Here is a 25,767-nt window from a genome sequence, read left to right as displayed (position 1 = left end):
TAGATTTATAGAGCAAAACCGTTTTCAAGCAACACGCACAACAATACGTACACTTGAAACGGGTTAATTCAGTTGCTTAGTTGCCGCAAGATTTGCTGATAGGCCGCAACTATTTGCGCCTTATTTGGCAAGCGGCTCTCGGGGATACGCTGGTAGTGGCTGATTGTCTGCACAAGATAACGCTTAGCCTGGCTGGTTTTATCCGCATCTAACCCTTGCCACATAATTGAGCCTGTCGAACTTAAGGGCGCCACGTCATTGCGCTTCGAAGCTATACTCGAATGGGTTAAATGCAATATCTCATAGAAGCGCTGATTTTCTTCGAGTAAATATTCCTGCTTAAGGGATAATCCCAACTCTGCAAGTGAGCTGCGCACATGATAATTATGATGCACGGGACACAAAATAAACTCGAGCGGGCAGGAATGATAAGAATGGTTGTGATTGTCGCTGTGATACTGGCTATAACACGACACGATGCTGCGCACCAGTTCAACCAATAACTCGCCCCCCACACCCGCAATAATCACTAAGTGCTTGGCTTGCTTGCCGTAATGCGCCAGTGGCAACGCCGCCACATCCAGACAATGCACTTGCCATTCACTCTGGGCATGGGTGGTTTGCTCAGTTTCGTTTTGAGCGTTTAAGATAGGCTGCTGGGGGAAAAACCTAGCTAACTCAAGGCTGAGTTGCTGCATTAAGGGCGCCACACAATCGACAAAATGCACTTTAGGCGCGGCATTTCTTTGCAGTAACAGCATGCCGAGTAAACCATGATCGCAGCAGCAGTCCCAAATATGATCGTATCCTTGCTCTACCATCTGATTGATCTGCTGTAATCGCTGACTGATTTTCACCGCTGACGCCTCAAAAATCGCGCCCATACATGCTTGAGCGCCATAAAGCCGCGCATTCTACCCGAGTCAGCGGTTAAAACCCATCTCTTTAGGTTTGACTATCAGGCTGCCAGCCTCAAGGCCACACTGGTGAATACGTATGCAACCCATTGCGAGCAAAAAGCCATCACCACTAGTATGCATTGACCCATATTCACTATAAAAACAAGGATCAGGGAATGTTCAGCAATCTGCTTACCCACGCACGCCACATCAACTCGCCAACGCGAAATCGACACAATTTATTCACGCCCAGCTTGCTAGCACTCAGCATTGGCAGCCTGTTGAGTACAGGTGTCACGGCGCAAACCCTTAACCTGAGCTCCCCCGATAAGCAAATCGTCTTGAGTCTGAGTGATGATACGGGCCGCCCCGAATACCAAATCCATTTTCATGGCAAATCCATTGTCGAACCGAGTCGCCTAGGGTTAGTCTTTGCCTCACTGGGCGAATTAGGCCAAGGTCTTCGCATTAAATCGAGCCAACCCGCCAGTGCCAATGAAAAATGGCAGCAACCTTGGGGTGAACAAGAGTGGATAAAGGATCGACACAATCAACTGAGCGTGGTATTAACCGACGGTAAAATCGACTTAAACCTAGAGTTTAAGGCCTTTGACGATGGCATCGGCTTTCGTTATCACTTAGCTGCCCAAAACGCCCTGCCAGCCAATACGCAGCTTGCCATTACCGATGAACTCACCGAATTTAATATTGGCCAGAGTGATAAGGCCACCGCCTGGTGGATCCCTTCTCGGGGATGGAACCGCTACGAATATCTGTATCGCACCAGCGCGCTCAATCAGGTCGACCGAGCCCACACTCCTTTTACCTTTAAACTGGTCGATGGCACCCATTTGAGTATTCACGAGGCGGCGTTAGTTGATTTTGCCTCAATGACACTCGATCAACAGCGCGATGGCAAGCTCAAGGCCGATCTCACCCCTTGGTCAGATGGCACTCGCGTTAAAACCCAAGCGGGCTTTTATACCCCATGGCGCACGATTCAAATCGCCGACAAGGCCACGGGGCTGCTTAATTCTCAGCTTATCCTCAACCTGAATGAGCCCAATAAACTGGGGGATGTCTCTTGGGTTAAACCGGGTAAATATGTCGGCATTTGGTGGGGGATGCACCTCAATGAAAACACTTGGGGCTCGGGCCCAGCGCATGGCGCAACCACCAGCGAAACAGAGCGTTATATGGATTTCGCCGCAAAATACCAGTTTGATGGTGTCTTGGTCGAAGGCTGGAACCAAGGTTGGGATGGCGATTGGTTCCATAATGGCGATCAATTCAGTTTTACTAAGGCCTATGATGATTTCGATTTACCCGCCATTACCGCCTACGGCGCGAAAAAAGGCGTGCGCCTGATTGGTCACCACGAGACCGCAGGCTCAGTCACCCACTACCGCAAGCAAATGAATGATGCCTTCGCCCTGTATGAAAAACATGGCGTGACCCAAGTCAAAACCGGTTATGTCGCTGACGGTGGACAAATCAAACGCATCGATGAAAACGGTATCACCCGTCACGAATGGCACGACGGTCAGTTTATGGTGGGTGAATATCTTCACAGCGTTACCGAAGCCGCAAAACACCATATCAGCATTAATACCCACGAGCCGATTAAAGATACTGGGCTGCGCCGCACTTATCCTAACTGGATCTCCCGCGAAGGTGCCCGCGGCCAAGAGTACAATGCTTGGGGCAGCCCACCAAATAGCCCAGAACATACCGCCATGTTGCCCTTTACCCGCATGCTGGCTGGACCAATGGACTTTACCCCGGGGATTTTTGATTTGGCGCCTAAGGGGTTAGATGCCGAAAATCGTGTGCAAACCACCTTAATGAAGCAACTCGCCCTGTATGTGGTGCTCTACAGCCCAATCCAAATGGCCGCCGACTTGCCACGCAATTATCAAAAACATCTAGATGCCTTCCAGTTTATCCGCGATGTACCAACAGACTGGTATCAAAGTATCGCGCTGGCTGGCGAAGTGGGTGATTATGTGGTGTTTGCCCGCCAAGCCAAGGATCAGCAGGATTGGTACTTGGGGGCGCTGACCGATGAAAATGCCCGTCAGATCAAGGTTAAACTGGGTTTCCTCGATCCAAACAAACGCTATCAAGCCCAGATCTACCGCGATGGTCCAAAAGCCGATTGGAAAACCAATCCCTATGATTATGTGATTGAAACTAAAGAGATCAGCGCCAAAGACAGCCTAACCTTAGCCCTCGCCAGCAGTGGTGGCACAGCGATCCGCTTTAAGGCTCTTTAAATTAATAGGGCGACCAAGATGGTCGCCCTATTAGGTTTGCAATGCGATTAATTTAAGCTGAAATCGGGATAACGAGTGTCGAAAAAGTCTAAATATAACAAACAAAATCAATGCTATAGCGAGCTATGGTTAGACAGAGCAACGCAGAGAGGCCCGAAAAGGGCCTATTCAGCGGCGCTACTTATCCCGAGCTCAGGTTAATTTAAAGTCAACGCCACAATTTTAAGGGGATGATTATCATCGAACGACGGGAAATCCTCATGGGGATCGAGCCAAGTGTGATCAACCACACCTCGGCCTTGTTTTTCAACGCAGCGAACTAGACTATCAAACCAATCTTGACGGTCTACTTTGGCGACATTATTGCAACACACAATGGTGCCACCAGCCTTGGTTGATAATAATGCGGGTTTAAATAAACCTTGGTAATCATTAACTAAATCGACAATCCCGAAAGCACTCTTGGCATAACGAGGCGGATCAAGAAATACCAGATCAAATTGGGTTTGCGGCAATTTGGGGTAACTGGGTAATTTTTGGTTGCGGCGCCCTCCCACACTTAAACCAGCTAATTGGCGCAAGGCCGGAAACGCATCACTCTGCACAAACTCACACACCTCAGACACTTGGTTTAATTCGGCATTAGTTCGCCCAGCGGCGAGTGCAAAGGAGGAAAAGTCGACATTCACAACCCGTTCTGCGCCGCCCATAGCCGCAGCAGTGCCGATACCACAGGTGTAAGAAAACAAATTCAGCACGGTTTTATCTTGGCTATGTGCCCGCACATATTCTCGGCCAATACGCATATCAAGAAATAGCAGCGGATCTTGTCCTTCGTGGCGTAGCTTAGTGGTGAATTTAATCCCATTTTCCTGCATCACCAACTCGGCACAGGCAATATCATCCAGTTCAGGGCTTAGCGCATTAAGCACCCGCGAATGGCCAGCCGAGCGGTCGTTATACACTACCGGCAGGGCCACTTCTTGGGTGAGCACGTCCACTACTTCAGCCAATTCCTCAGCGGTTAAGGTGTGGTGAAAACTCTGTACTAACCAATTATCGCCGTAGCGATCGACATTCAAGCCACTGACACCTTCGACCGTGCCATGGAACACCCGAAAACAATCGGTATGATCTTGTTCTGCTTGTAGTAAAAAATCATGGCGTTTAGCTAAAGCCGTCGATAACAGCGTTTGAATAGACATAAAAAGCGGGACTCATACAGCGGAAACCTGCGTAAGGTTTCAAGGGGAAAACGGCATGATAGCAAACTCAGCGACAAAATATCGGATAAATTCCCCCAGTATCCAATCACAGACTATACAAGCAGAGCCGTTTTAGCTTAAGGCACTAAGTGAGGCAGCCCCTTTGGCTCACCCCTTCCCTTAGCGCCTACACCATTAGTAGCTAGTAGCTAATAGCCGCAAACTACACCACTAGACTATGTCACTAAAACGATGCCGCTCAGACTATGCCTTTCTCTCTGCAAACGATGCCTGATAAACGGGATAATCGATATAGCCAGCTTCACCGCCGCCATACAAGGTAAGCCTTGCATCCGCATCAAACTCGGTTAATGGCCAGTCATGGGCAAAGCGCGCGACTAAATCCGGATTGGTCACAAAGGGCGTACCAAAGGCCACAAAATCAGCATAGTGTTGGTCGAGTAAACGCTGAGCAGATTGCTTGGTTAATTTCCCCGCCACCATTATCGGGTGTTGATACACACGGCGCACTTGCTGACGAAACGCGTCAGACACTTCCACATAGCGCGAGATGTTTTCAGAAAAATGCACATAGGCAAGATTCATCGGTTGCAGCTTTTGTAGCAAGGCGAGTGTTAATTGGATGATGTCAGGGTTGTCACCGGTAAATCCCTCGCCAATATGGGGAGATATCCGCACAGCGACTCTCCCAGATCCAATGGTCTGTGTAAGGGCTTGTAAGGTGTCGACTAAAAAACGCAACCGATTTTCTTGGCTGCCACCGTAGCGATCTTGCCGTTGATTGCTTTCTAAGCGCATAAAAGTATCAAATAAATAGCCATGGGCTGCATGCACTTCAACCCCATCAAAACCGGCTAACATCGCATTTTGTGCTGCTTGCACAAAATCGCTGATAGTCGCTTGGATATCTTGTTCGCTCATCGCCTTTGGCTGCTGGGTTTCAATCATGCCAAAGCCACCTTCAGGCAATGGACCAAATACCTGATCGGGTATTTTTATTGCCGATGGCGCAAGAGGCTCAGCGCCAGACACACTCGAATGGCTGCGACGACCAACATGCCAGAGTTGGATAAATATTTTCCCACCTTCTTGGTGCACCGCTTCCGTGACTTTTTTCCAGCCCTCAATCTGTGCTGGAGTATAAATCCCAGGGGTCATTGAATACCCTCGCGCCACCGCTGACACAGGTGCGCCTTCGGTAATAATCAATCCTGCGCTTGCTCGCTGGCGATAATAGGTGGCCATCATCTCGTTCGGAATATCCCCCGGCTGAGTGCTACGTGAGCGAGTCATTGGAGCCATCACAATACGGTTTTTAGTCTCTAACACATGACCTTTGAATGCCTTGAACATACTTTCCCCTAGGCTTGATAAGTTGGATAGTCAGTTAACCCTTTTTCGCCACCACCAAACAGCGTTGTTGGGTCATGCTCAGCCAACGGATAGCCGTGTTTTAGCCGCTCGGGTAAATCTGGATTGGCAATAAAAGGTCGTCCAAAACCAATCATATCAGCCAAACCATCGTTAATAGTTTGTTCCGCTGTGTGTGCGTTGTATCGTCCGGCATAAATCAGCACGCCCTGATAAGCCTCACGCAATGCTTGTTTGAATGAGCGTGGCGTATCAGGTGCATCATCCCAATCCACCTCGGCAATATGTAGATAAACAATTCGATGTTTGTTAAGTAACGCAGCGGCAGCGGTATAGGTCACAATCGGGTCCGCATCCACAGTGCCATTGAGGGTCGTAAGGGGCGCTAAACGCACACCCACACGCTCAGCACCAATAGCATCGACCAATGCCGCAACCACTTCGTCTAAAAAACGTAGGCGATTTTCAAGACTACCGCCGTACTCATCACTACGGTTGTTGGCTTCGGAATCAATAAATTGGTTGATCAAATAGCCATTAGCGGCGTGGAGTTCAATGCCATCAAAGCCAGCCGCCATAGCATTGAGCGCTGCTTGACGATAATCAGCGATCACTTGCGCAATATCAGCCTTTGTCATTGCCCGAGGCGCAACGACATCAACAAAACCAGGTTCATCAGTGCCGTTATCGACAAACACTTTTACGTTTTCCGCTTTTAATGCGGATGAAGAAATCGGTTGTTGCCCACCAATATTGTCAGGATGGGTGACTCGGCCTACATGCCATAACTGAGCAAAAATCACTCCGTTCTTGGCATGAACTGCCTCAGTGACGATATGCCAGCCCGCGATCTGTTCGGGAGTATAAATACCAGGAGTCCAAGCATACCCTTTTGCAGTTGGAGAAATCTGTGTGCCTTCAGAGACAATGAGCCCCGCACTCGCACGCTGAGCATAATAGGTTGCCATCATATGATTGGCCACATCGCCTGGCTGACTGGCTCTTGAACGGGTCATTGGCGGCATAACGATGCGGTTTTTGAGTGTTAATGTACCCAAGGTGATCGGTTGAAACAGTGATTGCGTCATAATATAACCCTCTCATTTCGTTGCAAACATACTAGCAAACTCAACAAGAGACATTGAGCGCAATAAAGACAAATGATTTTTGTTGTAACTACAAAAGTGTTTACTGACACGTCAATACGACAAGTGTTGCCCTACCGCTTACAGGGTTAGCTTAGGCTGAATAAAATCAATAAAGGCCGAGATACGTTTCGCGACGGTAGAAGATTTATAGTACACCGCATTGATCTGCTCTCGGCCGGTATTGGTGATTTTTTCACTCTCCAATAAGGGGATTAAACGCCCCTCAGCGATATCCTTTTTCACCATAAATCCCGATAAGCAGGCAATTCCATTACCCGTTAATGCAAGCTGCCTTAACGTTTCACCGTTACTCGAGGTTAATGTAGGTGTAAACCGAGTAAATCCTTTCAGTGGCCAATCATTGAGGGCTTTTGGGGTAGAAAATCCCAGCAAATCGTGGTGAATAAGATCGCTGCTTTTATTGGGAAAACCGCGCCTTGATAGGTAATCTGGTGAGGCTACAATGTACAGCAAGCTTTTCCCAAGTGGCCTAGCATGCAAAGTCGAATCCGTTAAGTTGCCAATGCGGATCGCGAGATCGGTTTTCTTTTCAAGCAAATCGACAAAACCTTCGTTGGAGGTGAGTTCCAATTCAATCTCGGGATAGGTTTGCTTAAATGGCTGGATAAGCGGCACTAATTGATGAAACACAAAGGGACTTGCGGCATCGACACGTAAACGGCCTCTCGGTAGCTCTCCACGAGTAATGATATCCTCTTCAGCCTGCTGGATCTGTAATAAGCCAATTCGGATGGCTTCAACAAACTGGCGACCTTCCTCGGTTAATTCGATCCGGCGAGTCGTGCGATTTAAAATAGAAACGCCAACTTGGCTTTCAACCTTGCTCACCGCCCGAGACACGCGGGCAACTTGAATATCTAACAGTTCAGCTGCCGCCGAAAAACCACCACTGTCGACGACAGCAAGCAGTATTTCTAAATCATCGGACCGTGTTTTCATTTTATTTCTCGCACCACACCCGCAATTATTGCATTTATAGCAAATATCATTGGTATAAATATCTGTATTTTACAATTTGCAAAAATCACTAAAGTGTCTCAATGAGTTGCTCGAATCCTGCGGCGGCTTTGGTTGGCACAAATTCCACCACATCAAATTCAGCCACGTCTTCGGTATAGAAAGGATCTTGCTGCAAAATAGCCTCGAGTACTGCACGCGACTCCGCCTTAGCGAAGATCACACCGCCCGTGCGTGGCACCTTACGGCCCGAAGCGATAAAAACGCCCTTGGCGTAATACGCATCAAGATAATCAATATGAGCAGCTAAATGTAACTCAACATCTGCCAGCGGCTTTTTGTAGGTTAAGGTGATAACAAACATAGATATCCTTTATTCAAAACATAATCGATTTTGACAGGTGCTAACCATGATTACATGAGAGCATCTGCTGACATACTGTTCCATTATTTTTGCAGTATCAATCGCATAATGCGTCTATTGCTCACTGCTGCTGACACTTTAGCCACTGACTAGATACCCACACAACCCCATAGGAGTGTAAAATAGGCTGCTATTAGGTTACACGGCTGTTTAACTTGAGTTATCAATGGATGATGAATACGTATGTAAGCGGTTGTGCGTCAATCGACGCTGCGGCTACTATAAATTCGCTAGTTCCACCCTCTGCTTGTGGGGTTGAACACTGTGAGGTCGTTTCTGGTGGTTGCCTTTGAGGATAGCTGTCAGGCTTAGGTTCTTTTCTGCTTCTGAGCATTTGCATCATAGAGTATGAAAATGAATTTATTGGCGAATATGCTTCTGAGGGAGAGGTATATTCGCTATTTTTTAGCATCAAAACACACCTTTATAGCGACCAAACCGAACTGGCACAATAATGCGTAAACTGAGCCAAAGCTATTGATTAAGCTTTCAAATTATAACGATAAATGACTCAAGGCAGCACTGCTGTCCGCTACTGAAGGGAAGTTGCATGTCCACGGATCAACAAACGATTACCCCATTAGAAAGTGTCTCACCCAAGGTGGTGCATCGCGCCGTACATAAGCTACAACCCGAGCTGAATTTCTGGCAAATTTTTAATATGTGCTTTGGTTTTTTGGGGATCCAATTCGGTTTTGCCCTGCAAAATGCCAACGTCAGCCGTATTTTCCAAACCCTTGGCGCCTCTATCGATGACATTCCCATCCTGTGGATTGCCGCACCGTTAACGGGTCTGCTGGTTCAACCTATTATTGGTTATCTGAGCGATAATACTTGGGGGCGCTTAGGTCGCCGTCGGCCGTATTTTTTAATCGGCGCTATTTGTACGACTCTTGCGATATTTGTGATGCCACATTCCCCTACATTATGGATTGCCGCGGGCATGCTGTGGATTATGGATGCCTCAATCAATATCGCCATGGAACCCTTCCGTGCCTTTGTGGGGGATAATTTACCTCCCAAGCAGCGCACCCAAGGCTATGCCATGCAAAGCTTTTTTATTGGCATCGGCGCGGTGGTGGCATCAGCCCTGCCCTATATTCTCAGTAACTTCTTTGATGTCGCCAATACCGCGCCCGCGGGCGAAATAGCCGATTCGGTGCGTTATGCCTTCTATTTTGGTGGCGCCGTGCTGTTTCTCAGTGTGGCTTGGACAGTGATCTCCACCAAAGAATATTCCCCCGATGAACTTGCCGCCTTCCATGGCAATGCTGACGCAGGCGCAGATGAGCAACAATATCGCACTCGCACCCATCAGAATTATCAATTTGCCGCTATTGTTTGGATGGCTGTAGGCGCACTACTGACGCTTGCGGTGTGGACGCAGGATTTAGATAAGCAGCTGTATATTTTAACCTTAGGGATTTTTGCCTTTGGCCCATTGCAACTTTACTGCGCCCTGCGCTTAGGTAAATCAACGCCCTCACAGCGCGCGCAACTGGGTATTGTCTTTAATGTGGTCGATGATTTATTCCATATGCCAAAGGCCATGCATCAGTTAGCGATAGTGCAGTTTTTCTCTTGGTTCGCGCTCTTTGCGATGTGGATATACACCACCTCGGCGGTAACGTCCTACCATTTTGGCAGCAGCGATGTGTTATCCCCAGCCTACAATAATGGTGCCGATTGGGTGGGTGTACTATTCGCCTCCTACAATGGATTTTCGGCCATTGCGGCGCTGTTTATTCCGCTACTTGCCAAACGGATCGGGATCAAACTCACCCATACCTTTAATATGTTCTGCGGTGGTTTTGGCTTAATAAGTTTCTATTTTATCAAGGATCCCAGCCTGCTATGGCTGCCGATGATAGGGGTGGGTATTGCCTGGGCCTCAATTCTATCTATCCCCTACGCGATGTTATCCAGCACCTTACCGCCGAAAAAAATGGGCGTGTATATGGGAATTTTTAACTTCTTTATCGTGATCCCACAGCTCCTTGCAGCCAGCGTCTTAGGCGTAATCCTCAATGGATTATTTGATGGTCAACCCATCTATGCCCTGCTCACCGGCGGCGTCCTCATGCTCTGCGCCGGGATTGCCGTGCTCTTTGTTGAGCAACCGAATACTCAGTACACTCAAGCGTAAATCGCAGATCCTACAACTCGGCACCCTTGGCGTTTGGGCAACTAAACGCCAAGAAGCATGGCCAGATAGCTTACAACAAGAATAAATCGCAATTAGCACCATCTATTGATTGGGGAGATTTTGATGAATATGGCATCGACAACAGTACCTTCACAGCAGGTTCGCAGCTTAACTGACCGCCGCAACTTAACTCGTAAGCCGATTGCGCTCGCAATTGCCGCAAGCCTTATCGGCGTTGCCAGCTTAACGGGCTGCTCACCCTCGGCCCCCAATGCAGACACATCAACACCGACCGTCACCAAAGCTACAGACGTACAAATTGCCCCCGGCGCCCCCGGCAAAGCCCCGACCTGGGCGTTCTCTGGCAAAACCGGTATCGGCACTTCCTATGAGCCTTATACTCAAGGGCAATACCAGGATAGCGCGCAAAATCCCATTAGCCGCGTGTGGTTCTCCATCGCGCAGGGGATTTTAACCGAAACCATGTATGGCCTTATTCACAACGCTCAGCTCAAAGAGTTGCAATTTGTGATCACCGGCAATGGCTTCGTCGATACCGAAAAAGACAACACGATCAGCAGCATTGAATACTTAGATACCGATGCTAACGGTCGCCCACAATCCTTGGCCTATAAGATTATCAATCGCGACGTTGAAGGTAAGTATCAGATAGAAAAACATATCTTTACCGATCCCGACCGCGATACGCTGATGATGCGCGTGACGTTTACCGCCTTTGAAGCGGGCATCACACCGCATTTATACGTTAACCCCCATATCGATAATGCGGGCGCGAATGATATGGGCAGAATCGATCATCAAGCCCTTATCGCTCGTACGGCGAATCCCCACAGCAGCGTGATGACGGTGAAATCAGATATCGATTTTGCGCAGGCGACTACCGGTTTTGTCGGTGTATCCGACGGTTTGGCCGATTTAGCCGATAACGGCAAGCTCGATACGTTGTATCAGGCCACCAGCAGCGCCGAAAAGCCTACTCAAGGCAACATTGCCTTTACCGCCAGTTATCCAGCACTCCAAGCTAATCAACCTCTTAATGTGAATTTTGCGATTGGTTTTGGCCAGGATGAGGCCAGCAGTTTAGCCAATGCCAACGCCAGCTTAACGGCGGGGTATGATGCGGTGCTGAGCCAATACAACGCCGGTTGGCACAGTTATTTACAATCGCTGCCCGCGATGCCAGCTATGGCGCAAAGCACAACAGATAATGGCAAGCTGCTGTATACCAGTGCCATGGTACTCAAGGCGCAGGAAGATAAAACCTACGCGGGCGCCCTTATCGCGTCGCTTTCTAATCCTTGGGGCGATACCGTCCCTGCTGTCACACCCAGCACGGGTTACAAGGCCGTTTGGCCGCGCGACTTTTACCAGTGCGCCATGGCATTTCTCGCCATGGGCGATACCCAAACACCTAAAGTCGCCTTTGAATATCTTAAAAAGGTGCAAGTGAGCGATAAAACCCCAGGCTTTAGCGGCACACCCGGTTGGTTTTTACAAAAGACCCATGTGGACGGCCAAATTGAATGGGTGGGCGTACAGCTCGACCAAACAGCGATGCCTATCATGCTCGGCTGGAAACTCTGGCAGGCAGGCGTACTCAGTCAAGCTGAACTGAACCATTGGTATCAAGAGATGTTAAAAGCTGCGGCGGACTTTTTAGTCAGCGGCGGCGAAGTCAATCTTGACTGGAATCACACCCAAATTACGCCACCAAAAACCCAACAAGAACGTTGGGAAGAACAGGCAGGTTATTCGCCCTCCACCACGGCCGCAGTGATCGCAGGCTTAGTGGCTGCGAGTGATATTGCCAAGGCAGTAAACGACAGCGATGCCAGTCAGCGTTATTTAGCGACCGCTAAAACGCTTAATCAACAACTTGAAAAACACTTAGTGACGACCCAAGGTTTGCTCACAGATAGCCAAGGCATTAAGGCGCCTTATTATCTGCGATTAAGCCCCAATGGCGAACCAAACAGCGCCGAGCAACTCGCCGCCAATAATGGCCGTGCGGGATTAGATCAACGTCAGATCCTCGATGGCGGCTTTTTAGAACTGGTGCGCTATGGCGTGCGTGGCGCCACCGATAAGCTGATTAATCAAAGCCTAGCGCTGGTGGATAATACCGAGCTTGAGGACAATTTACGCCTCAAATACAACTTTACTGCCAAAGATGGCAGCAGCGTTCCCGGCTTTAGGCGTTACGGTAACGATGGCTACGGTGAAGATACTCTCACTGGCGCAAACTACGCCGAATCGGGCAGTAATAGCGACAACCAACGCGGCCGCGTCTGGCCCTTCTTTACTGGCGAGCGTGGGCATTTTGAATTGGCCCTTGCCAGCGCCAAGGGAGAGCTAAGCGGTGCTCACGCACAGCAAACCAAGCAGCAACTTATCAATACCTATGTACAAGGGATGGAAACCTTCGCCAACGCGGGTCTAATGCTCCCCGAACAAGCATGGGACGGTGTGGGTAACGCCACTCGTTACCAATATCAACTCGGCCAAGGCACTAACTCCGCCACCCCGCTCGCCTGGACCCATGCTGAATATATCAAGCTGGTACGTTCAATGAGCGATGGTCGAGTCTGGGATAACTACCCTATCGTCTCAGAAGCGTTGAAATAGTGTTTTAATACTGATACGAGTCAATAAAGCCCGCACAAGATTAGTTGTGTGGGCTTTATGATGAAAAACAGCATACTCCTTTAATTCGCCCCACATCATCCATTCTGCGCACCGTAAAAGCATTCTCTGTTTTTATGTGAATACTTGTTTTTATTGCCGTTACTTCAATAAAAAATTGACTTACATAAGTCCGTCAAGATGTTAAGATACTTGCGCTTTTGTTAATTTATCGATAAATGGAGTTTTGATGAAGCCTTTAAAAACCGTAATCAAATGGATTTTGCTCACGTTATTCTTGGTGCCAGTGAGTCTTTATCTGATCCTTGCCGCCATCAACATAAAAGATAGCCCAGCTTCAGAGCAGGCCAAAACCTACCTAGACGAAATTCAAAAGAGTGATAAGGCATTAGCGAATAACCAAGCTCAGAATGCGTATCTCTATGCGCTGGGCTTTGATGTGAATAGTGGCGCCTCACCGATGGATGCAGGGATTTCTCGACTTAAAAGCATACAACAGCTTGGCATTTTGGAACGCTCCCCAACGCTAAACACAACTCCTATAGACAAACCGCAAACCCCTTTTAACGAATGCCTTAACCGTGATGATTTTCTGTCCAGTTGTCTCCCTGTACTGACAGAACAAACGTCTTTTGACGAACTCATCGCAACAAACGCCGAATTAATCACGCGATATAAAACATTAATTCAGTTAGATACCTGGCAAGAAGGCAGCCAATTTAATGTCTTTTTGTCTTCTCCGTCACTTTCACATCTGCTCACGGCACAAAAACTCTACTTCATCGATTTACTGGCTCACGCTCAAACCATGTCTGCGCAGCAGGTTGCCGATGTGATTAATCAAGATATGTTGTTTTGGCAACGCGTAGCAGCTAACACCCATGTGCTACTGATAAAAACCGTTAGTCAAAACGGCATCACAACAAATATGAAATTTGGCGAATTGATACTAGGCCAACTGCCAGCCTCTCAATTAAGCAACGTCATCCCCACTAGCTGGCAAACGCCGATCCCTGCTGAGGTGACTACATTTGAAAAAATAAAAATGGGTGAATGGTATTACTTTACAGCCATGGCCAAAGCATTGCAGACAATTGATGATGAAGATATCACCACAAACGTGACGCAATGGTTGCTGACACCGTTAATGAAAGATCAAGACACAGCGAATCGTTACGCGGAAATTTTAAATGGCACGACTCCTCCGCAGACTTGCCCTGCTCCTTGGTCAATCGCTGACATGAGCCAATTTATATATAACCCACTTGGTAAATTTGTACTCTGCTCTGGCATTACATCATTAGACCGTTACCAACAAGATTTTGATGAGCTCGAGCCACAAAGAGCACGCTTGATCACGAGACTCCAATAGGGTGATTGTTTACTTAAGCAAATACATGACATAAACGCCTTCGACATGTGCTAAAGTTAGCTTATACTGTGTATATGTACAGTATATAGATGCATATGATCATGGTTACTCCTGAACAATCAAAAATCCAATATCCTTTCTTTAGCACATCGGTGGCGGCGGGATTTCCTTCTCCCGCCAATGATTATATTGAGCAATCGCTTGATCTAAATGAGCTTTGTATCAAACACCCCACCGCAACCTTTTTTGTCAAAGTTCAAGGCGATTCGATGGTCGATGCCGGAATTTCCTCTGGTGATATATTAGTGGTTGACCGAGCCTTACAAGCCACCCATGGGGATATTGTAGTGGCGGCCATCAATGGGGAATTTACGGTAAAGCAATTGCAATTACGTCCTGTGGTGCAATTATTGCCATGTAACCCAGCCTACAGTGCAATTCCACTGAGCCACGAGTCAGAGTTAGACCTATTCGGTGTCGTGACTTGCGTGGTGAAAAAACTCAAATGACCGCCAACTTATTCGCCCTCGTAGACTGTAATAATTTTTATGCGTCCTGTGAGCGTATGTTTCGGCCCGATCTACAGGGCAAACCTATCGTTGTGCTGTCAAATAACGATGGTTGTGTCGTCGCGCGTTCATCGGAAGCAAAGCAATTAGGCATAAAAATGGCCGTGCCAGTTTATCAAGTGATGGAGATGATCCGCGCCCATAATGTGGCGGTATTTTCGTCCAACTATGCCCTTTACGCTGATATTTCAAATCGCGTCATGACCACACTTGAGCAGATGGTGCCTAGGGTTGAAGTCTATTCAATCGATGAGGCTTTTTTGGATTTGTCTCGGCTCGATAAATGTCAAGATATTAACCAGTTAGCCATGGATATTCGTCAGCGGATCCAGCAATGGATAGGGATCAGTGTCTGCGTAGGAATTGGGCCGAGCAAAACCTTAGCCAAGCTAGCTAACTATGCCGCAAAACAGTATCCCGCCACCCAAGGCGTTGTCGATTTACGCGATAAAGAACGCCAACGCCGGTTAATGGCGCTCACTCCCATTGATGAAGTTTGGGGCATTGGCCGAAAAATTGCGCAACGTTTAAAACTGATGGGCATCCATACCGCTCTACAGCTTGCAGATGCCCATCCTAAACTTATCCGAGACAATTTTTCCGTCATGGTTGAGCGAACGGTGTACGAGCTTAACGGTATTGCCTGTGATGATATTCAGCAGGTGGTAGCGACAAAGCAGCAAATCATCAGCTCGCGCTCCTTTGGCGCACGTATTACCACCTTTGAGGCGATGCAGCAGGCTATCAGTGACTATACCTTTAGGGCCTGCGAGAAATTGCGAGCGGAGGGGCAGTTTGCCCGCACCTTATCGGTGTTTATTCGCAGCAGTTATTTTACGCAACATCAGCCCCAATATAGCCAAGTACTCACAGGTCATCTTGTGTATCCCAGTGACGATACCCGTGATTTTATCGAATTAGCGCAGCGACTATTGCATCGGCTTTGGCGTGCAGGTCCCGCCTATGCTAAAGCTGGCGTCATGCTAGGAGATTTTTATGCGCCGGGAGTATTTCAATTAGGCTTGTTTGACGAGGCCAAACCACAACCTAAAAGTAAAGAATTGATGAAACTGCTTGATGGTATCAATCACAGTGGTAAAGGAAATATTCAATTTGCAGGACAAGGACTGAATGCCGATTGGAGAATGAAGCGTGGTCAACTCTCTCCCCGCTACACTACCCAATGGAGACATATTCCGATAATAAAATAAGCCATAAGCATGAATAACGAAATAATATGCTAGAGCTGTTCCATTTGTTAAATCCGCTAAAACACAGTCAATAATGGTCTATATTTCAACAGCTAATAAGATTCATGCTATTAACACCTTTAATCTTAAATTGATAGCGATCACATTATTCAAAACTGACCTAAACAAAAAATTCAGCCTAAAGATTGACATTGTAAAGATGATGTTACGTTACATTGCGATACAATCTAGCCTTTTTCACATGCAGCACCGCATCTTATTACTTCAAGCCAACCTTAATTAGCTTCCGCAAGTTTACATTAGTAACACGCGATTAACACAAAACAAACAATTAAGCTGTTGATATTAAAGTTGTTAATGATAGTTTTCCGACTATGGAGGGCAGTTGCACATAAAATATAAGCCTTGATGAAACCCTTCCTGATCATCACGGCATTGTTAAGGGAATGAAAATATGATTACGCAAACAACCGTTGCACGTGCGGTTCGTTTTAGTTTACTTGCTTTAGTATCAACATCTTTATCACCATTGGTTTTCGCAGCTGATGAAACCGCGGTTGCCGAGGATAAAGTTGAGCGTATCGAAGTAACTGGTTCACGTATTAAGCGTACCGATCTTGAGAATGCTTCACCTGTAGTGGTTGTCAGTGCAGCCGACATTGAAAAAGGCGGGTTTAACTCAGTCCAAGATGTTTTAGGTAACCTATCGCAAAACTCTGGCGGCTCCATGACTCAGCAAGAAGTGCATGGTTTCACCCCAGCAGCCTCAGCAGTGAACCTGCGTGGTGTGGGTGCCGGCCGTGTGCTGACCCTCATCAATGGTAAACGCGTACCTAAATATCCTTTTGGGGCTGGTGGTACAGATAGTTTTGTCGATACCGCAAACATTCCGTTAGGAGCGATTGAACGCATTGAGATCTTAACCACAGGTGCATCAGCCATTTACGGCTCGGATGCCATGGGCGGCGTTATCAACATTATCTTGAAAAAAGATGTTGAGCAAAGCACCTTGAAATATCGCTTCTCCGATACCGTTGATGGTGGCTTACAAAACAACCAATTCTCCTTTATGACGGGCGTAAGCAGCGATAAAGCGAACCTAACTTTCTTCGCCGAATACGAAGATCGTCAAGCCTTAAAAGGAACAGATCGCCCAGAATGGGGAACAGATATCGTTCCGGGCAACCCTTATGCGGCTTACAGTTCATATGGTGCGAACATTGTCACCAGCGATAATAAACTGTTTAAAACCTTATCTGCTGCAGAATGTGAGGCACGTGGTTATCAAGTGATGTCCAATGGTCGCTGCGGTTTTGATCGCTCGCCACAACGGGATTTCTCTCCAGAACAAAAACGCTATTCAACTATGGTGAACCTCACCAAAGAACTGAATGATGACCATCAGCTCTACTCCCGAATTGACTATACACATGCCTCAACTTTTACCGAAATTGAGTCAGCAACTGTCGGTGATGACTTTAAATATAAAGTAGTTGGCGATGATGTCACTATCTACAACAAGTCAAAAGGCCTCTCACAAACCTTCAAAAAATCATCAGCCTTTGGCGGTGATTTTGCCAGCGCAGCCGATGGAGAATATTTCTACACTCGTCGTATGTCAGAGTTAGGTCCACGAACTTCTGATTTTGAAACCAATAACTTCTCGTTCTTGATCGGTGGTAAAGGTTATCTGACTGAAGGCATCGAATATGACACATCTTGGTCTATTGCCCGCCAAACCGTAGAATCTACCACAACGGGTTCACCAACTTACCAAAGTATGTGGGATTATTTGACCGAAGGAACCAATGGTGATTCTCTATTGGATGTTATTTCCAATGAAGATGCCGCCATGCTGGATTATCAAGGTGGTAAAAAAGGTCAATCAACCCTATCAAGCTTTAACGCCGGTATTAGTGGCGAAGTCTTTGAATTACCAGCAGGCGCCGTAGCTTATGCTGCTGGTATCGAATATGGCAAAGAATGGTTTTATGACAAATCCGATAGCTTTACCACTAACGGCGGTGTCATGGGTAAAGGCGGTAGCAGCGCTCAAGGTGAACGTGAACAATATGCTAGCTACGCTGAAGTGGCTGTTCCTGTGATTGAAAACCTCACAGTGACCTTAGCTGGCCGTTACGACTATTACGATGACGAATCAGATGTGGGTGGTCAATTCAGTCCTCAAGTGGCTGTAGAATACCGTCCTATCGACAGCTTACTGCTACGTGGTCTATATGCAGAGACTTTCCGTGCTCCAGATATGCAGCGTTTATTTGGAGAACCCACGTCAGCCTATAGTACTGTGATTGATACTCCTACTTGTGAAGCCTCTGGCCCTGGTCCTGCTTGCGATAAGATCGAATCCTTGCCAATTACCATTGGTGCTAACCCTGAGTTAGAAGCTGAAACAGGTAAAAACTATAACCTTGGTATGGTATGGGATTACAACGATCTCAATCTGACATTAGATTACTGGATTGTTGAAATCGATAACCTAGTGAATGATCCTAGCGCCCAATATATTCTGGATCATTCAGATGCATTTACAGACAAAATTATACGTGATGCGAATGGCAAGTTAATTCAGGTGAATACCCAAGCGATTAACATGTCATCACAAAAAACCTCTGGTATCGACTTCTCTATCGGTTATCGCTATGAAACTGCCAACTTAGGTGATTTAACCGCCCGCTTAGAAGGCACCTACTTACTGAAATGGGAAGAGCAATTAACCCCAGATTCAGAGGCATTAGATCTTATTGATGGTGAAGGTTCAGCGCCTAAAATCCGCGGTAACTTGAACTTAGGTTGGAGCTATAACGATTTTGCGACTAACTTATTGTTCAAATACACTGACAGCATGAATGGCGATCGCATGGATTACTTTGTCGAAAATGGTCTGGACGCAGATTACAGCGTAACGATCGACAGCCATGTTGAAGTGAACTGGTCAGCAAGTTATCTTGTCAACGATGCACTAAAAATCTCAACCGGCATCAACAACTTGTTTGATGCGGGCCCTGAGATTGATCAAACCCAGTCATCGTGGCCACATTATCCACGTTCTTACTACAACGTAGTAGGCCGTGAGTATTACCTCGCTCTGGAAATGAACTTTTAATTAAAAACATTTCCAAAGACAAAGCCGAGCATATTTGCTCGGCTTTTTATTTGCATACTGATACCCAAATTAACATCAAATATTTCACTTTTACCTACATCGACCACCTATCAAATCTTTGCGGCTATCTTACCTTATTCTCAACATGCCCTAGGCAATATCCCCTTGTAGCATCCAGCGCACAATGCCACAATGCGAGCAAAATCAATGCGTGCCAACGGCGCCCCTCGATAGGAGCATCATCTTGACCCTTTTTGGTATTAAAAATTGCGATACTGTGCGTAAAGCACGTAAATGGATTGAAACCCATCAACTTTCGGTCAACTTCCATGACTTTAGGGAAGATGGATTAGCAGAAAAGGATCTGCAGCATTGGTGTCAAATTGCAGGATGGGAAACCGTCTTTAATAAACGCAGTACCAGTTTTCGCGCCTTAAGTGATGCCGATAAAGCGGATATCGACCAAGCCAAAGCCATTCAACTAATGCTCACTCACCCGACACTGATCAAGCGCCCAGTGCTGGTTGTGGGTGAACAAGTGCTAGTGGGCTTTAACGAAGCCGAATATAAGAAGGTGTTTTCCCTATGACGTACGCTTCGAATACTCACCCGGTTACCGAACTGACTAAAGCGTTAATCGCTCGTCCTTCGGTCACACCGCTAGATGAAGGCTGTCAAAGCTTAATGGCCGAACGTCTTGCCGCTATAGGCTTTAATATTGAGCCCATGGTCTTTGAAGACACCACCAATATGTGGGCGCGGCGCGGTAATACAGGCCCGGTATTTTGTTTTGCCGGCCATACCGATGTCGTACCAACAGGCGATTTAAGCCGCTGGCATACTCCGCCTTTTGAGCCAACCATTATTGACGGTTACCTCTATGGCCGCGGTGCTGCCGATATGAAAGGCTCGCTCGCCGCCATGATCGTCGCAACCGAACGTTTTGTGGCTAAGCACCCAAATCATCCTGGCTCGATTGCGTTTTTAATCACTAGCGATGAAGAAGGCCCCTTTATCAATGGCACCACACGGGTTATCGACACCCTAGAAGCCCGTAATGAAAAAATCACTTGGGCATTGGTGGGTGAACCCTCGTCGACCTTAAAACTCGGTGATGTGGTTAAAAATGGCCGCCGTGGTAGTCTCACCGCCAACTTAACCGTTAAAGGTATTCAAGGCCATGTGGCCTATCCGCACCTTGCGGATAACCCTATCCACAAAGCCGCCCCCTTTTTAGCCGAGTTAAGCCAAACCCATTGGGATAATGGCAACGAATTCTTCCCGCCCACCAGCATGCAAATCGCCAACATTAACGGCGGTACGGGCGCATCGAACGTGATCCCAGGCGCCTTGGAGGTGATGTTTAACTTCCGCTATTCCACCGAAGTGACCGCCGAGATACTCATCGAGCGCGTGGAAGCCTTATTAACCGCCCACGAACTGGATTATGACATCAGCTGGACCTTCAACGGCTTACCCTTTTTAACCGGCGAAGGCCCACTGTTAGATGCGACCCGCCATGCTATTCGTCAAGTCACGGGCTATGATACCGATCCACAAACCACCGGCGGCACCTCCGATGGGCGCTTTATTGCGCCAACGGGCGCCAAAGTGTTGGAACTTGGCCCAGTAAACGCCACAATCCATAAAGTGAACGAGTGCGTGAAGGTAGACGATCTAGAACAATTAGCGCTGTGTTACGAAGTGATTTTGGAACAATTACTGTGTTAAACACCATGGCAATCACGGCAAAAAAAGCCCTGCTCTATGGTCTAGAGCCAAGGGGAGAGACAGGTTTAACAGCGGATCTAGACTCTGACTCAATGAGCGACTTAGTGCTCGTTGAGTTACTCAGCCCTTATCATCAGCGAGAAACGCGGTTTAAGTTAGAGTCACAAACCGCCCTTGCCTTTCAGGCAATGGCCGACAGTGCCGCCAAAGACGGTATTAAGCTAGCGATTTGCTCTGCCTATCGCCCCTTCGATCGGCAACTCGCCATTTGGAATGCCAAGGCCAGCGGTAAACGAGTGGTCCTGGATATCAATGAGCAGCCCGTGGATATCGGGCCGCTCAGCGATGATGAGTTAGTCGATTTGATCTTACTCTGGTCGGCACTGCCTGGTGCTTCGCGTCACCATTGGGGAACGGATATCGATGTATTTGATGCCGAGCAAATTGAGGTCAAATCCCTGCGTCTGGTGGACGCCGAATACCGTGACGGCGGCCCCTGCGCCCACTTGCACCAGTGGCTAGTGGCTAATGCCAAGGATTTTGGGTTTTATTTTCCGTTCCAGAAAGGCCAAAGCGCGGTAAGTGCAGAGCCTTGGCATATTAGCTATTTCCCCGTGTCTCAAACCCTGTTACCCCAATTTGAGGTTCAGGCCTTAGCGCAGGTTATCCAGCAGAGCGATATGTTGCTAAAAGACGCCGTGATCCGGCGTTTACCCGAGTTAGTAGCGGAATATGTACATCGGATTGCGCAGCCTTAATGGCTTTTTCTGAACGTTTTAGCCGACGTCCCTTCCCGTTTTTGGTTTTATAGATTAAGTAGGTTTTATGGATTTATCATCATACAGACAACAAATTAGCATCGCGGGTAGCCAACTTAGTTACCTTGATATTGGCACAGGCCCTGCCCTGTTATTTGGCCACAGCTACCTGTGGGACAGCGCCATGTGGGCGCCACAAATTGCGCTCTTAAGCAAAAGCTACCGCTGTATCGTCCCCGATCTCTGGGGACACGGCCAATCTGGCACCGTACCGGAAAACTGCCATAGCCTGTTAGACATTAGTGAGCATATGTTAGCCCTGATGGACGCCCTCGAACTTGAGACATTTTCCCTCATCGGTTTATCCGTGGGCGCCATGTGGGGGGCAGAGCTGGTGCTTAAGGCGCCTGCTCGCGTCAAGACGCTTGCCATGCTGGACAGTTTTATTGGTTTTGAGCCAGAAATCACCCGTGCCAAATATTTTGGGATGTTAGACATGATCCAAACCGCTGGCAGTATTCCGCCAGCACTTATCAAAGCAATTTCACCGCTGTTTTTTGCAGATAATGCCAAAGCGAATAATCCCGAATTAGTGCAACGTTTTGAAAGCGACTTAGCTGCGCTAACGCCAGAACGCATTCCCGACATAGTAAAACTTGGACGGATCATTTTTGGTCGGCGCGATACCCTAGAATTTGCCGAACAATTTACCTTACCTTGCTTAATCATGGTGGGTGTAGAAGACAAGGCGCGCAGTGTTTTAGAAAGTTATTTGATGAGTGATGCCATTAATGGCAGCCAATTAGTGCATATTCCAAATGCTGGCCATATTTCAAGTCTAGAACAAGCCGAATTTGTTAATCAGCAATTATTAGCATTTCTGAGCCAATACGCTTAATACGCACCATGATGGTTAGAGCATGTCACCCATGCTCTAACAGATTCATATTCTAGAACCCTCAATAAGAATGAGTCTTTTGCCTATTACTCGAAACCTTTTCCAATAATCTTGGAGTGCTATCCCACTTGAGGCTTAACAAACATCGATTTGTTAACTGGCCCTCAAAAATGTTGCAAAATCGTGAAAACACCAAAAATTCAACTACCTTTAAACTGTATTCCCTCAAAAAGGTTTCCTAACATGAGAAAAAGTACAGTTGCATTAGGTGTGTTGACCGCACTCTATATTCCATCCCTTTACGCGAATGTTGAAATAAACGGCTTTGCCTCCATTGTTGCTGGCTCAAGTTTATCCGATGATAAAAGTTACTACGGTTATGATAAAGAAATCGACTTTAATAATGACTCCAAAGTCGCACTACAATTTGCTGCAGATTTAGGGAGCGGCTTACGAGCAACCGCACAAGTCCTCTCCCGTGGCAGTGACGATTATAGTGCAGAGTTTGAATGGGCTTATATTTCCTATGACATTAGCGATAAGGTGATGCTAATGGCTGGAAGACAACGATTTAATCTTTACAAATATTCCGATTATATCGATGTTGGCTATGCCTACCATTGGATAACGCCACCAAGGGGAGTCTATTCGCTCCCCTTTAATTCTGGCGAAGGCGTTGGTTTAGTTTATTCAGATTTATGGGGCAATACTGAAGTTGGCTTAACCTATAAATATATTACGACATCGGTGTCTGACTATGCGCCTGTTGGTTCATCAACGCCCCCAGCGCCCTTTTCCGCCAAGGGCCATATTATGAACTTCAATTTTAGCACCGCTGGATTTGAGTACGGTTTAAATGTAGGGATAGTCACGGATTTCTCATATGAACTGCCAGCACTACTTGGTTTGGGTGAAGCCATTTCCCAAACAGGTTTATTCGATGATCAAGTTGTAAATGACTTATTAGCGATAGAGGATAGTGCCTTACTTATTGGCGCTAACGTCAAATATGACGCAGGAAAGTGGTTTATATTAGCGGAATACACCCGAATAGACGTCGACCCTAGCAGTTTTAATATTCAAGATTCTGCCTTTGTTTCAGCGGGTGTTCGTTACCATGATTTTACCTTCCATTTAACCTATGGCATTGATAAAGGTGACCCACAATATAATGCCTATGATGCAATGTTGCCTGTCTACAACGCCCTACCACCGGCCAATCAAGCAGCTCTCGCGCCATTAGTGATGGGAACGAAAGCCGCATTAGAAGCACAACAAGAGGATAGTTCCTATTACATCATCGGAACCCGCTGGGATTTTCATCCCTCTGCGGCGCTAAAACTGGAATACACCAATTACAGTAATGATAAGCCGACCTCCGACGAACAACTCTTAAGCATGGCTGTTGATCTTGTTTTCTAAGGAGTCATTTATGAATTTACCTCACATTGCTAAATACATCGTCAAGCCAATCAGCTTGTGTGCACTCCTATTGCTCAGTCAATGGGCTCAAGCGGAAATCGCCGTAATCGTTCACCCTTCGAACAGTTCAGAGATATCAGCTGCCGATATTTCAAGAATTTATTCGGGAAAGCTTAAAACCTTTTCGACAGGAGGCACGATTGTCGCACTCGATCAAGCGGAAGGCTCACCTGTCAGGGAAGCCTTTGTAAAACAAATCCTCAATAAAACAGAAAGTCAGTTAAAAGCCTATTGGTCAAAACTCGTATTTTCTGGACAAGGACAACCGCCTAAAGTAGTCGAATCCAGTGCTGAGATTCTTACTCTCGTCGCCGCCAATCCAAATATGATCGGCTTTGTGGATGCAGCAGAAGTGACGCCCAATGTCAAAGTTGTAGGTAAGTTTTAGGGATTAACCTGATTGTACCTATTGATGCCTTCTTTCAATAAGAAGGCATCTAATTTTTGCATTAATCATTTAAATCATATAGATATATACAAACCCGGCCTAAGTTAAACGAAAAGCTCAGCGTGATTGCGCCATGCGCAATAACAGATTTACCCATTCATTCCCGTGTTCCCTCTTTTGCCAACAGTAACATTGAGCTCTTAGGTGTAGGGTAAATAAATTTTATCCCTAAAAATTCAAAGCATTAGACCAAATTATTTAACTGTTGATGGAATTAAGTCACGTTCAAACCTGAGTTTAAACTTAATTGGATAGACCAGAGGCCACGATTTTGCTGGTATACTCAATCGCAAAAAAGGTGCGGCTTGCATCATTTAGGGCAAAAGACATTTTAATATGTCCAATAAAACAATAGGTTAAAATGAAATTACTCAAACCCTTATTCGATAATAACCGCCGTTGGGCCGGACGCATCAGTCAAGAACACCCTGATTTTTTTGAACAACTGGCAAAACAGCAAAACCCTGAGTATCTCTGGATTGGTTGTTCAGACAGCCGAGTCCCTTCTAACCAAATCATCGATTTAATGCCTGGCGAAGTCTTTGTTCACCGCAATATAGCCAATATGGTGATCCATACCGATCTTAACTGCCTGTCAGTACTGCAATACGCCATCGATGTGCTTAAAGTGAAACATATTATGGTCGTCGGTCACTACGGCTGCGGTGGTGTACGTGCCGCAATGGGTAATCAGCGCCTTGGACTTATCGATAACTGGCTCGGCCATTTGCGCGATGTCTATCGCCTACATCATGATGAATTAATGCAAATGGATGAAGCCAAACGTTTTGATCGCCTGTGTGAGCTCAATGTGATTGAACAGGTTTCCAATGTGACCAGCAGTACTATCGTGCAAGAAGCCTGGTCTCGCGGCCAAGAACTGGCTGTCCATGGGTGGATTTACGGTATCGATAATGGTCTATTAACGGATCTTGATGTTACGGTAGACCGTGCACAAGTCGTGTAAATGCTCATACTGCGATTGAGATTAACACCGAGATTGCATGACAAGGTTACACCACAAAAACCTGCCACGGTGCAG

The 25,767-nt window shown here is 46.9% G+C and carries 20 protein-coding genes; 14 read left to right on the top strand and 6 right to left on the bottom strand.

What is annotated here, in order from left to right; translation table 11 throughout:
• Positions 1-68: 68 nt before the first annotated feature.
• Complete coding sequence (locus tag M0413_RS12515) at positions 69-857, bottom strand: tRNA (adenine(22)-N(1))-methyltransferase (RefSeq protein WP_249554470.1); 789 nt, start codon at positions 855-857, stop codon at positions 69-71.
• Positions 858-1,075: 218 nt separating this feature from the next.
• Between M0413_RS12515 and M0413_RS12510 the strand changes: the two genes are divergently transcribed.
• Positions 1,076-3,175: a glycoside hydrolase family 97 protein gene (locus M0413_RS12510; RefSeq protein ID WP_249554428.1), complete on the top strand. Its 2,100-nt coding sequence runs from the start codon at positions 1,076-1,078 to the stop codon at positions 3,173-3,175.
• Positions 3,176-3,372: 197 nt separating this feature from the next.
• Here M0413_RS12510 and M0413_RS12505 read toward each other — a convergent pair whose 3' ends face one another.
• The 5 genes from M0413_RS12505 to M0413_RS12485 all read right to left on the bottom strand — a co-directional run bounded on the left by M0413_RS12505 (position 3,373) and on the right by M0413_RS12485 (position 8,262).
• Complete coding sequence (locus tag M0413_RS12505; protein ID WP_188870382.1) at positions 3,373-4,380, bottom strand: class I SAM-dependent rRNA methyltransferase; 1,008 nt, start codon at positions 4,378-4,380, stop codon at positions 3,373-3,375.
• A 264-nt stretch (positions 4,381-4,644) separates the two neighbouring features.
• Complete coding sequence (locus M0413_RS12500; protein ID WP_218738517.1) at positions 4,645-5,754, bottom strand: alkene reductase; 1,110 nt, start codon at positions 5,752-5,754, stop codon at positions 4,645-4,647.
• An 8-nt stretch (positions 5,755-5,762) separates the two neighbouring features.
• Positions 5,763-6,860, bottom strand: coding sequence for an alkene reductase (locus M0413_RS12495; protein WP_249554426.1), 1,098 nt, complete (start codon positions 6,858-6,860; stop codon positions 5,763-5,765).
• Positions 6,861-6,998: 138 nt separating this feature from the next.
• Complete coding sequence (locus M0413_RS12490; RefSeq protein ID WP_249554424.1) at positions 6,999-7,880, bottom strand: LysR family transcriptional regulator; 882 nt, start codon at positions 7,878-7,880, stop codon at positions 6,999-7,001.
• An 88-nt stretch (positions 7,881-7,968) separates the two neighbouring features.
• Positions 7,969-8,262 carry a YciI family protein gene (locus tag M0413_RS12485; RefSeq protein ID WP_037431416.1) on the bottom strand — a complete coding sequence of 98 codons (294 nt, stop codon included), beginning with the start codon at positions 8,260-8,262 and terminating at the stop codon, positions 7,969-7,971.
• Between the two features lie 610 nt (positions 8,263-8,872).
• Here M0413_RS12485 and M0413_RS12480 point away from each other — a divergent pair.
• The 13 genes from M0413_RS12480 to can all read left to right on the top strand — a co-directional run bounded on the left by M0413_RS12480 (position 8,873) and on the right by can (position 25,692).
• Complete coding sequence (locus tag M0413_RS12480) at positions 8,873-10,468, top strand: MFS transporter (protein ID WP_249554422.1); 1,596 nt, start codon at positions 8,873-8,875, stop codon at positions 10,466-10,468.
• A 129-nt stretch (positions 10,469-10,597) separates the two neighbouring features.
• Positions 10,598-13,114 (top strand): glucan 1,4-alpha-glucosidase, encoded by a 2,517-nt coding sequence (locus M0413_RS12475; protein WP_249554468.1) that lies wholly within the window; start codon positions 10,598-10,600, stop codon positions 13,112-13,114.
• Positions 13,115-13,361: 247 nt separating this feature from the next.
• Entirely contained in the window at positions 13,362-14,504 is a 1,143-nt protein-coding gene (locus M0413_RS12470) for a hypothetical protein (RefSeq protein ID WP_249554420.1), read from the top strand.
• Positions 14,505-14,605: 101 nt separating this feature from the next.
• Positions 14,606-15,013, top strand: coding sequence for a translesion error-prone DNA polymerase V autoproteolytic subunit (umuD, locus tag M0413_RS12465; protein WP_229777742.1), 408 nt, complete (start codon positions 14,606-14,608; stop codon positions 15,011-15,013).
• A complete protein-coding gene (gene umuC / locus M0413_RS12460; RefSeq protein WP_249554418.1) occupies positions 15,010-16,284 on the top strand; it encodes a translesion error-prone DNA polymerase V subunit UmuC in 1,275 nt (424 codons plus the stop codon). Before umuD ends, umuC begins: the two co-directional genes overlap by 4 nt.
• Positions 16,285-16,738: 454 nt before the next feature.
• Positions 16,739-19,408: a TonB-dependent receptor plug domain-containing protein gene (locus M0413_RS12455; RefSeq protein WP_249554416.1), complete on the top strand. Its 2,670-nt coding sequence runs from the start codon at positions 16,739-16,741 to the stop codon at positions 19,406-19,408.
• A 244-nt stretch (positions 19,409-19,652) separates the two neighbouring features.
• Complete coding sequence (locus M0413_RS12450; RefSeq protein WP_483151790.1) at positions 19,653-19,997, top strand: ArsC family reductase; 345 nt, start codon at positions 19,653-19,655, stop codon at positions 19,995-19,997.
• Positions 19,994-21,139: a succinyl-diaminopimelate desuccinylase gene (gene dapE / locus M0413_RS12445; protein WP_249554414.1), complete on the top strand. Its 1,146-nt coding sequence runs from the start codon at positions 19,994-19,996 to the stop codon at positions 21,137-21,139. The genes M0413_RS12450 and dapE overlap by 4 nt, the downstream gene beginning before the upstream one ends.
• Positions 21,140-21,144: 5 nt before the next feature.
• A complete protein-coding gene (locus M0413_RS12440; protein ID WP_413740214.1) occupies positions 21,145-21,897 on the top strand; it encodes a M15 family metallopeptidase in 753 nt (250 codons plus the stop codon).
• Positions 21,898-21,964: 67 nt separating this feature from the next.
• On the top strand, positions 21,965-22,795 hold the full coding sequence (locus tag M0413_RS12435; RefSeq protein WP_169547650.1) for an alpha/beta fold hydrolase: 831 nt from the start codon (positions 21,965-21,967) through the stop codon (positions 22,793-22,795).
• Positions 22,796-23,038: 243 nt separating this feature from the next.
• Entirely contained in the window at positions 23,039-24,217 is a 1,179-nt protein-coding gene (locus M0413_RS12430) for a porin (protein WP_249554412.1), read from the top strand.
• Between the two features lie 10 nt (positions 24,218-24,227).
• Positions 24,228-24,665: a substrate-binding domain-containing protein gene (locus tag M0413_RS12425; protein ID WP_037418757.1), complete on the top strand. Its 438-nt coding sequence runs from the start codon at positions 24,228-24,230 to the stop codon at positions 24,663-24,665.
• Positions 24,666-25,086: 421 nt separating this feature from the next.
• Positions 25,087-25,692, top strand: a complete 606-nt coding sequence (can, locus tag M0413_RS12420) for a carbonate dehydratase (RefSeq protein WP_037418751.1) — start codon at positions 25,087-25,089, stop codon at positions 25,690-25,692.
• The last annotated feature ends 75 nt before the right edge of the window (positions 25,693-25,767 follow it).

Origin of the sequence: Shewanella sp. 8A (genome assembly GCF_023475945.1) — a bacterium.
GTDB classification, from domain to species: domain Bacteria; phylum Pseudomonadota; class Gammaproteobacteria; order Enterobacterales; family Shewanellaceae; genus Shewanella; species Shewanella xiamenensis.
This window is presented reverse-complemented; position numbering and strand designations above follow the sequence as displayed.

Coding starts and splice junctions, on each gene's coding strand:
- M0413_RS12490 (WP_249554424.1), bottom strand. CDS start 7,880: ATGAAAACACGGTCCGATGATTTAGAAATACTGCTTGCTGTCGTCGAC.
- M0413_RS12505 (WP_188870382.1), bottom strand. CDS start 4,380: ATGTCTATTCAAACGCTGTTATCGACGGCTTTAGCTAAACGCCATGAT.
- M0413_RS12480 (WP_249554422.1), top strand. CDS start 8,873: ATGTCCACGGATCAACAAACGATTACCCCATTAGAAAGTGTCTCACCC.
- can (WP_037418751.1), top strand. CDS start 25,087: ATGAAATTACTCAAACCCTTATTCGATAATAACCGCCGTTGGGCCGGA.
- dapE (WP_249554414.1), top strand. CDS start 19,994: ATGACGTACGCTTCGAATACTCACCCGGTTACCGAACTGACTAAAGCG.
- M0413_RS12485 (WP_037431416.1), bottom strand. CDS start 8,262: ATGTTTGTTATCACCTTAACCTACAAAAAGCCGCTGGCAGATGTTGAG.
- umuC (WP_249554418.1), top strand. CDS start 15,010: ATGACCGCCAACTTATTCGCCCTCGTAGACTGTAATAATTTTTATGCG.
- M0413_RS12435 (WP_169547650.1), top strand. CDS start 21,965: ATGGATTTATCATCATACAGACAACAAATTAGCATCGCGGGTAGCCAA.
- M0413_RS12495 (WP_249554426.1), bottom strand. CDS start 6,860: ATGACGCAATCACTGTTTCAACCGATCACCTTGGGTACATTAACACTC.
- M0413_RS12430 (WP_249554412.1), top strand. CDS start 23,039: ATGAGAAAAAGTACAGTTGCATTAGGTGTGTTGACCGCACTCTATATT.
- M0413_RS12510 (WP_249554428.1), top strand. CDS start 1,076: ATGTTCAGCAATCTGCTTACCCACGCACGCCACATCAACTCGCCAACG.
- umuD (WP_229777742.1), top strand. CDS start 14,606: ATGGTTACTCCTGAACAATCAAAAATCCAATATCCTTTCTTTAGCACA.
- M0413_RS12470 (WP_249554420.1), top strand. CDS start 13,362: ATGAAGCCTTTAAAAACCGTAATCAAATGGATTTTGCTCACGTTATTC.
- M0413_RS12500 (WP_218738517.1), bottom strand. CDS start 5,754: ATGTTCAAGGCATTCAAAGGTCATGTGTTAGAGACTAAAAACCGTATT.
- M0413_RS12455 (WP_249554416.1), top strand. CDS start 16,739: ATGATTACGCAAACAACCGTTGCACGTGCGGTTCGTTTTAGTTTACTT.
- M0413_RS12425 (WP_037418757.1), top strand. CDS start 24,228: ATGAATTTACCTCACATTGCTAAATACATCGTCAAGCCAATCAGCTTG.
- M0413_RS12475 (WP_249554468.1), top strand. CDS start 10,598: ATGGCATCGACAACAGTACCTTCACAGCAGGTTCGCAGCTTAACTGAC.
- M0413_RS12440 (WP_413740214.1), top strand. CDS start 21,145: ATGGCAATCACGGCAAAAAAAGCCCTGCTCTATGGTCTAGAGCCAAGG.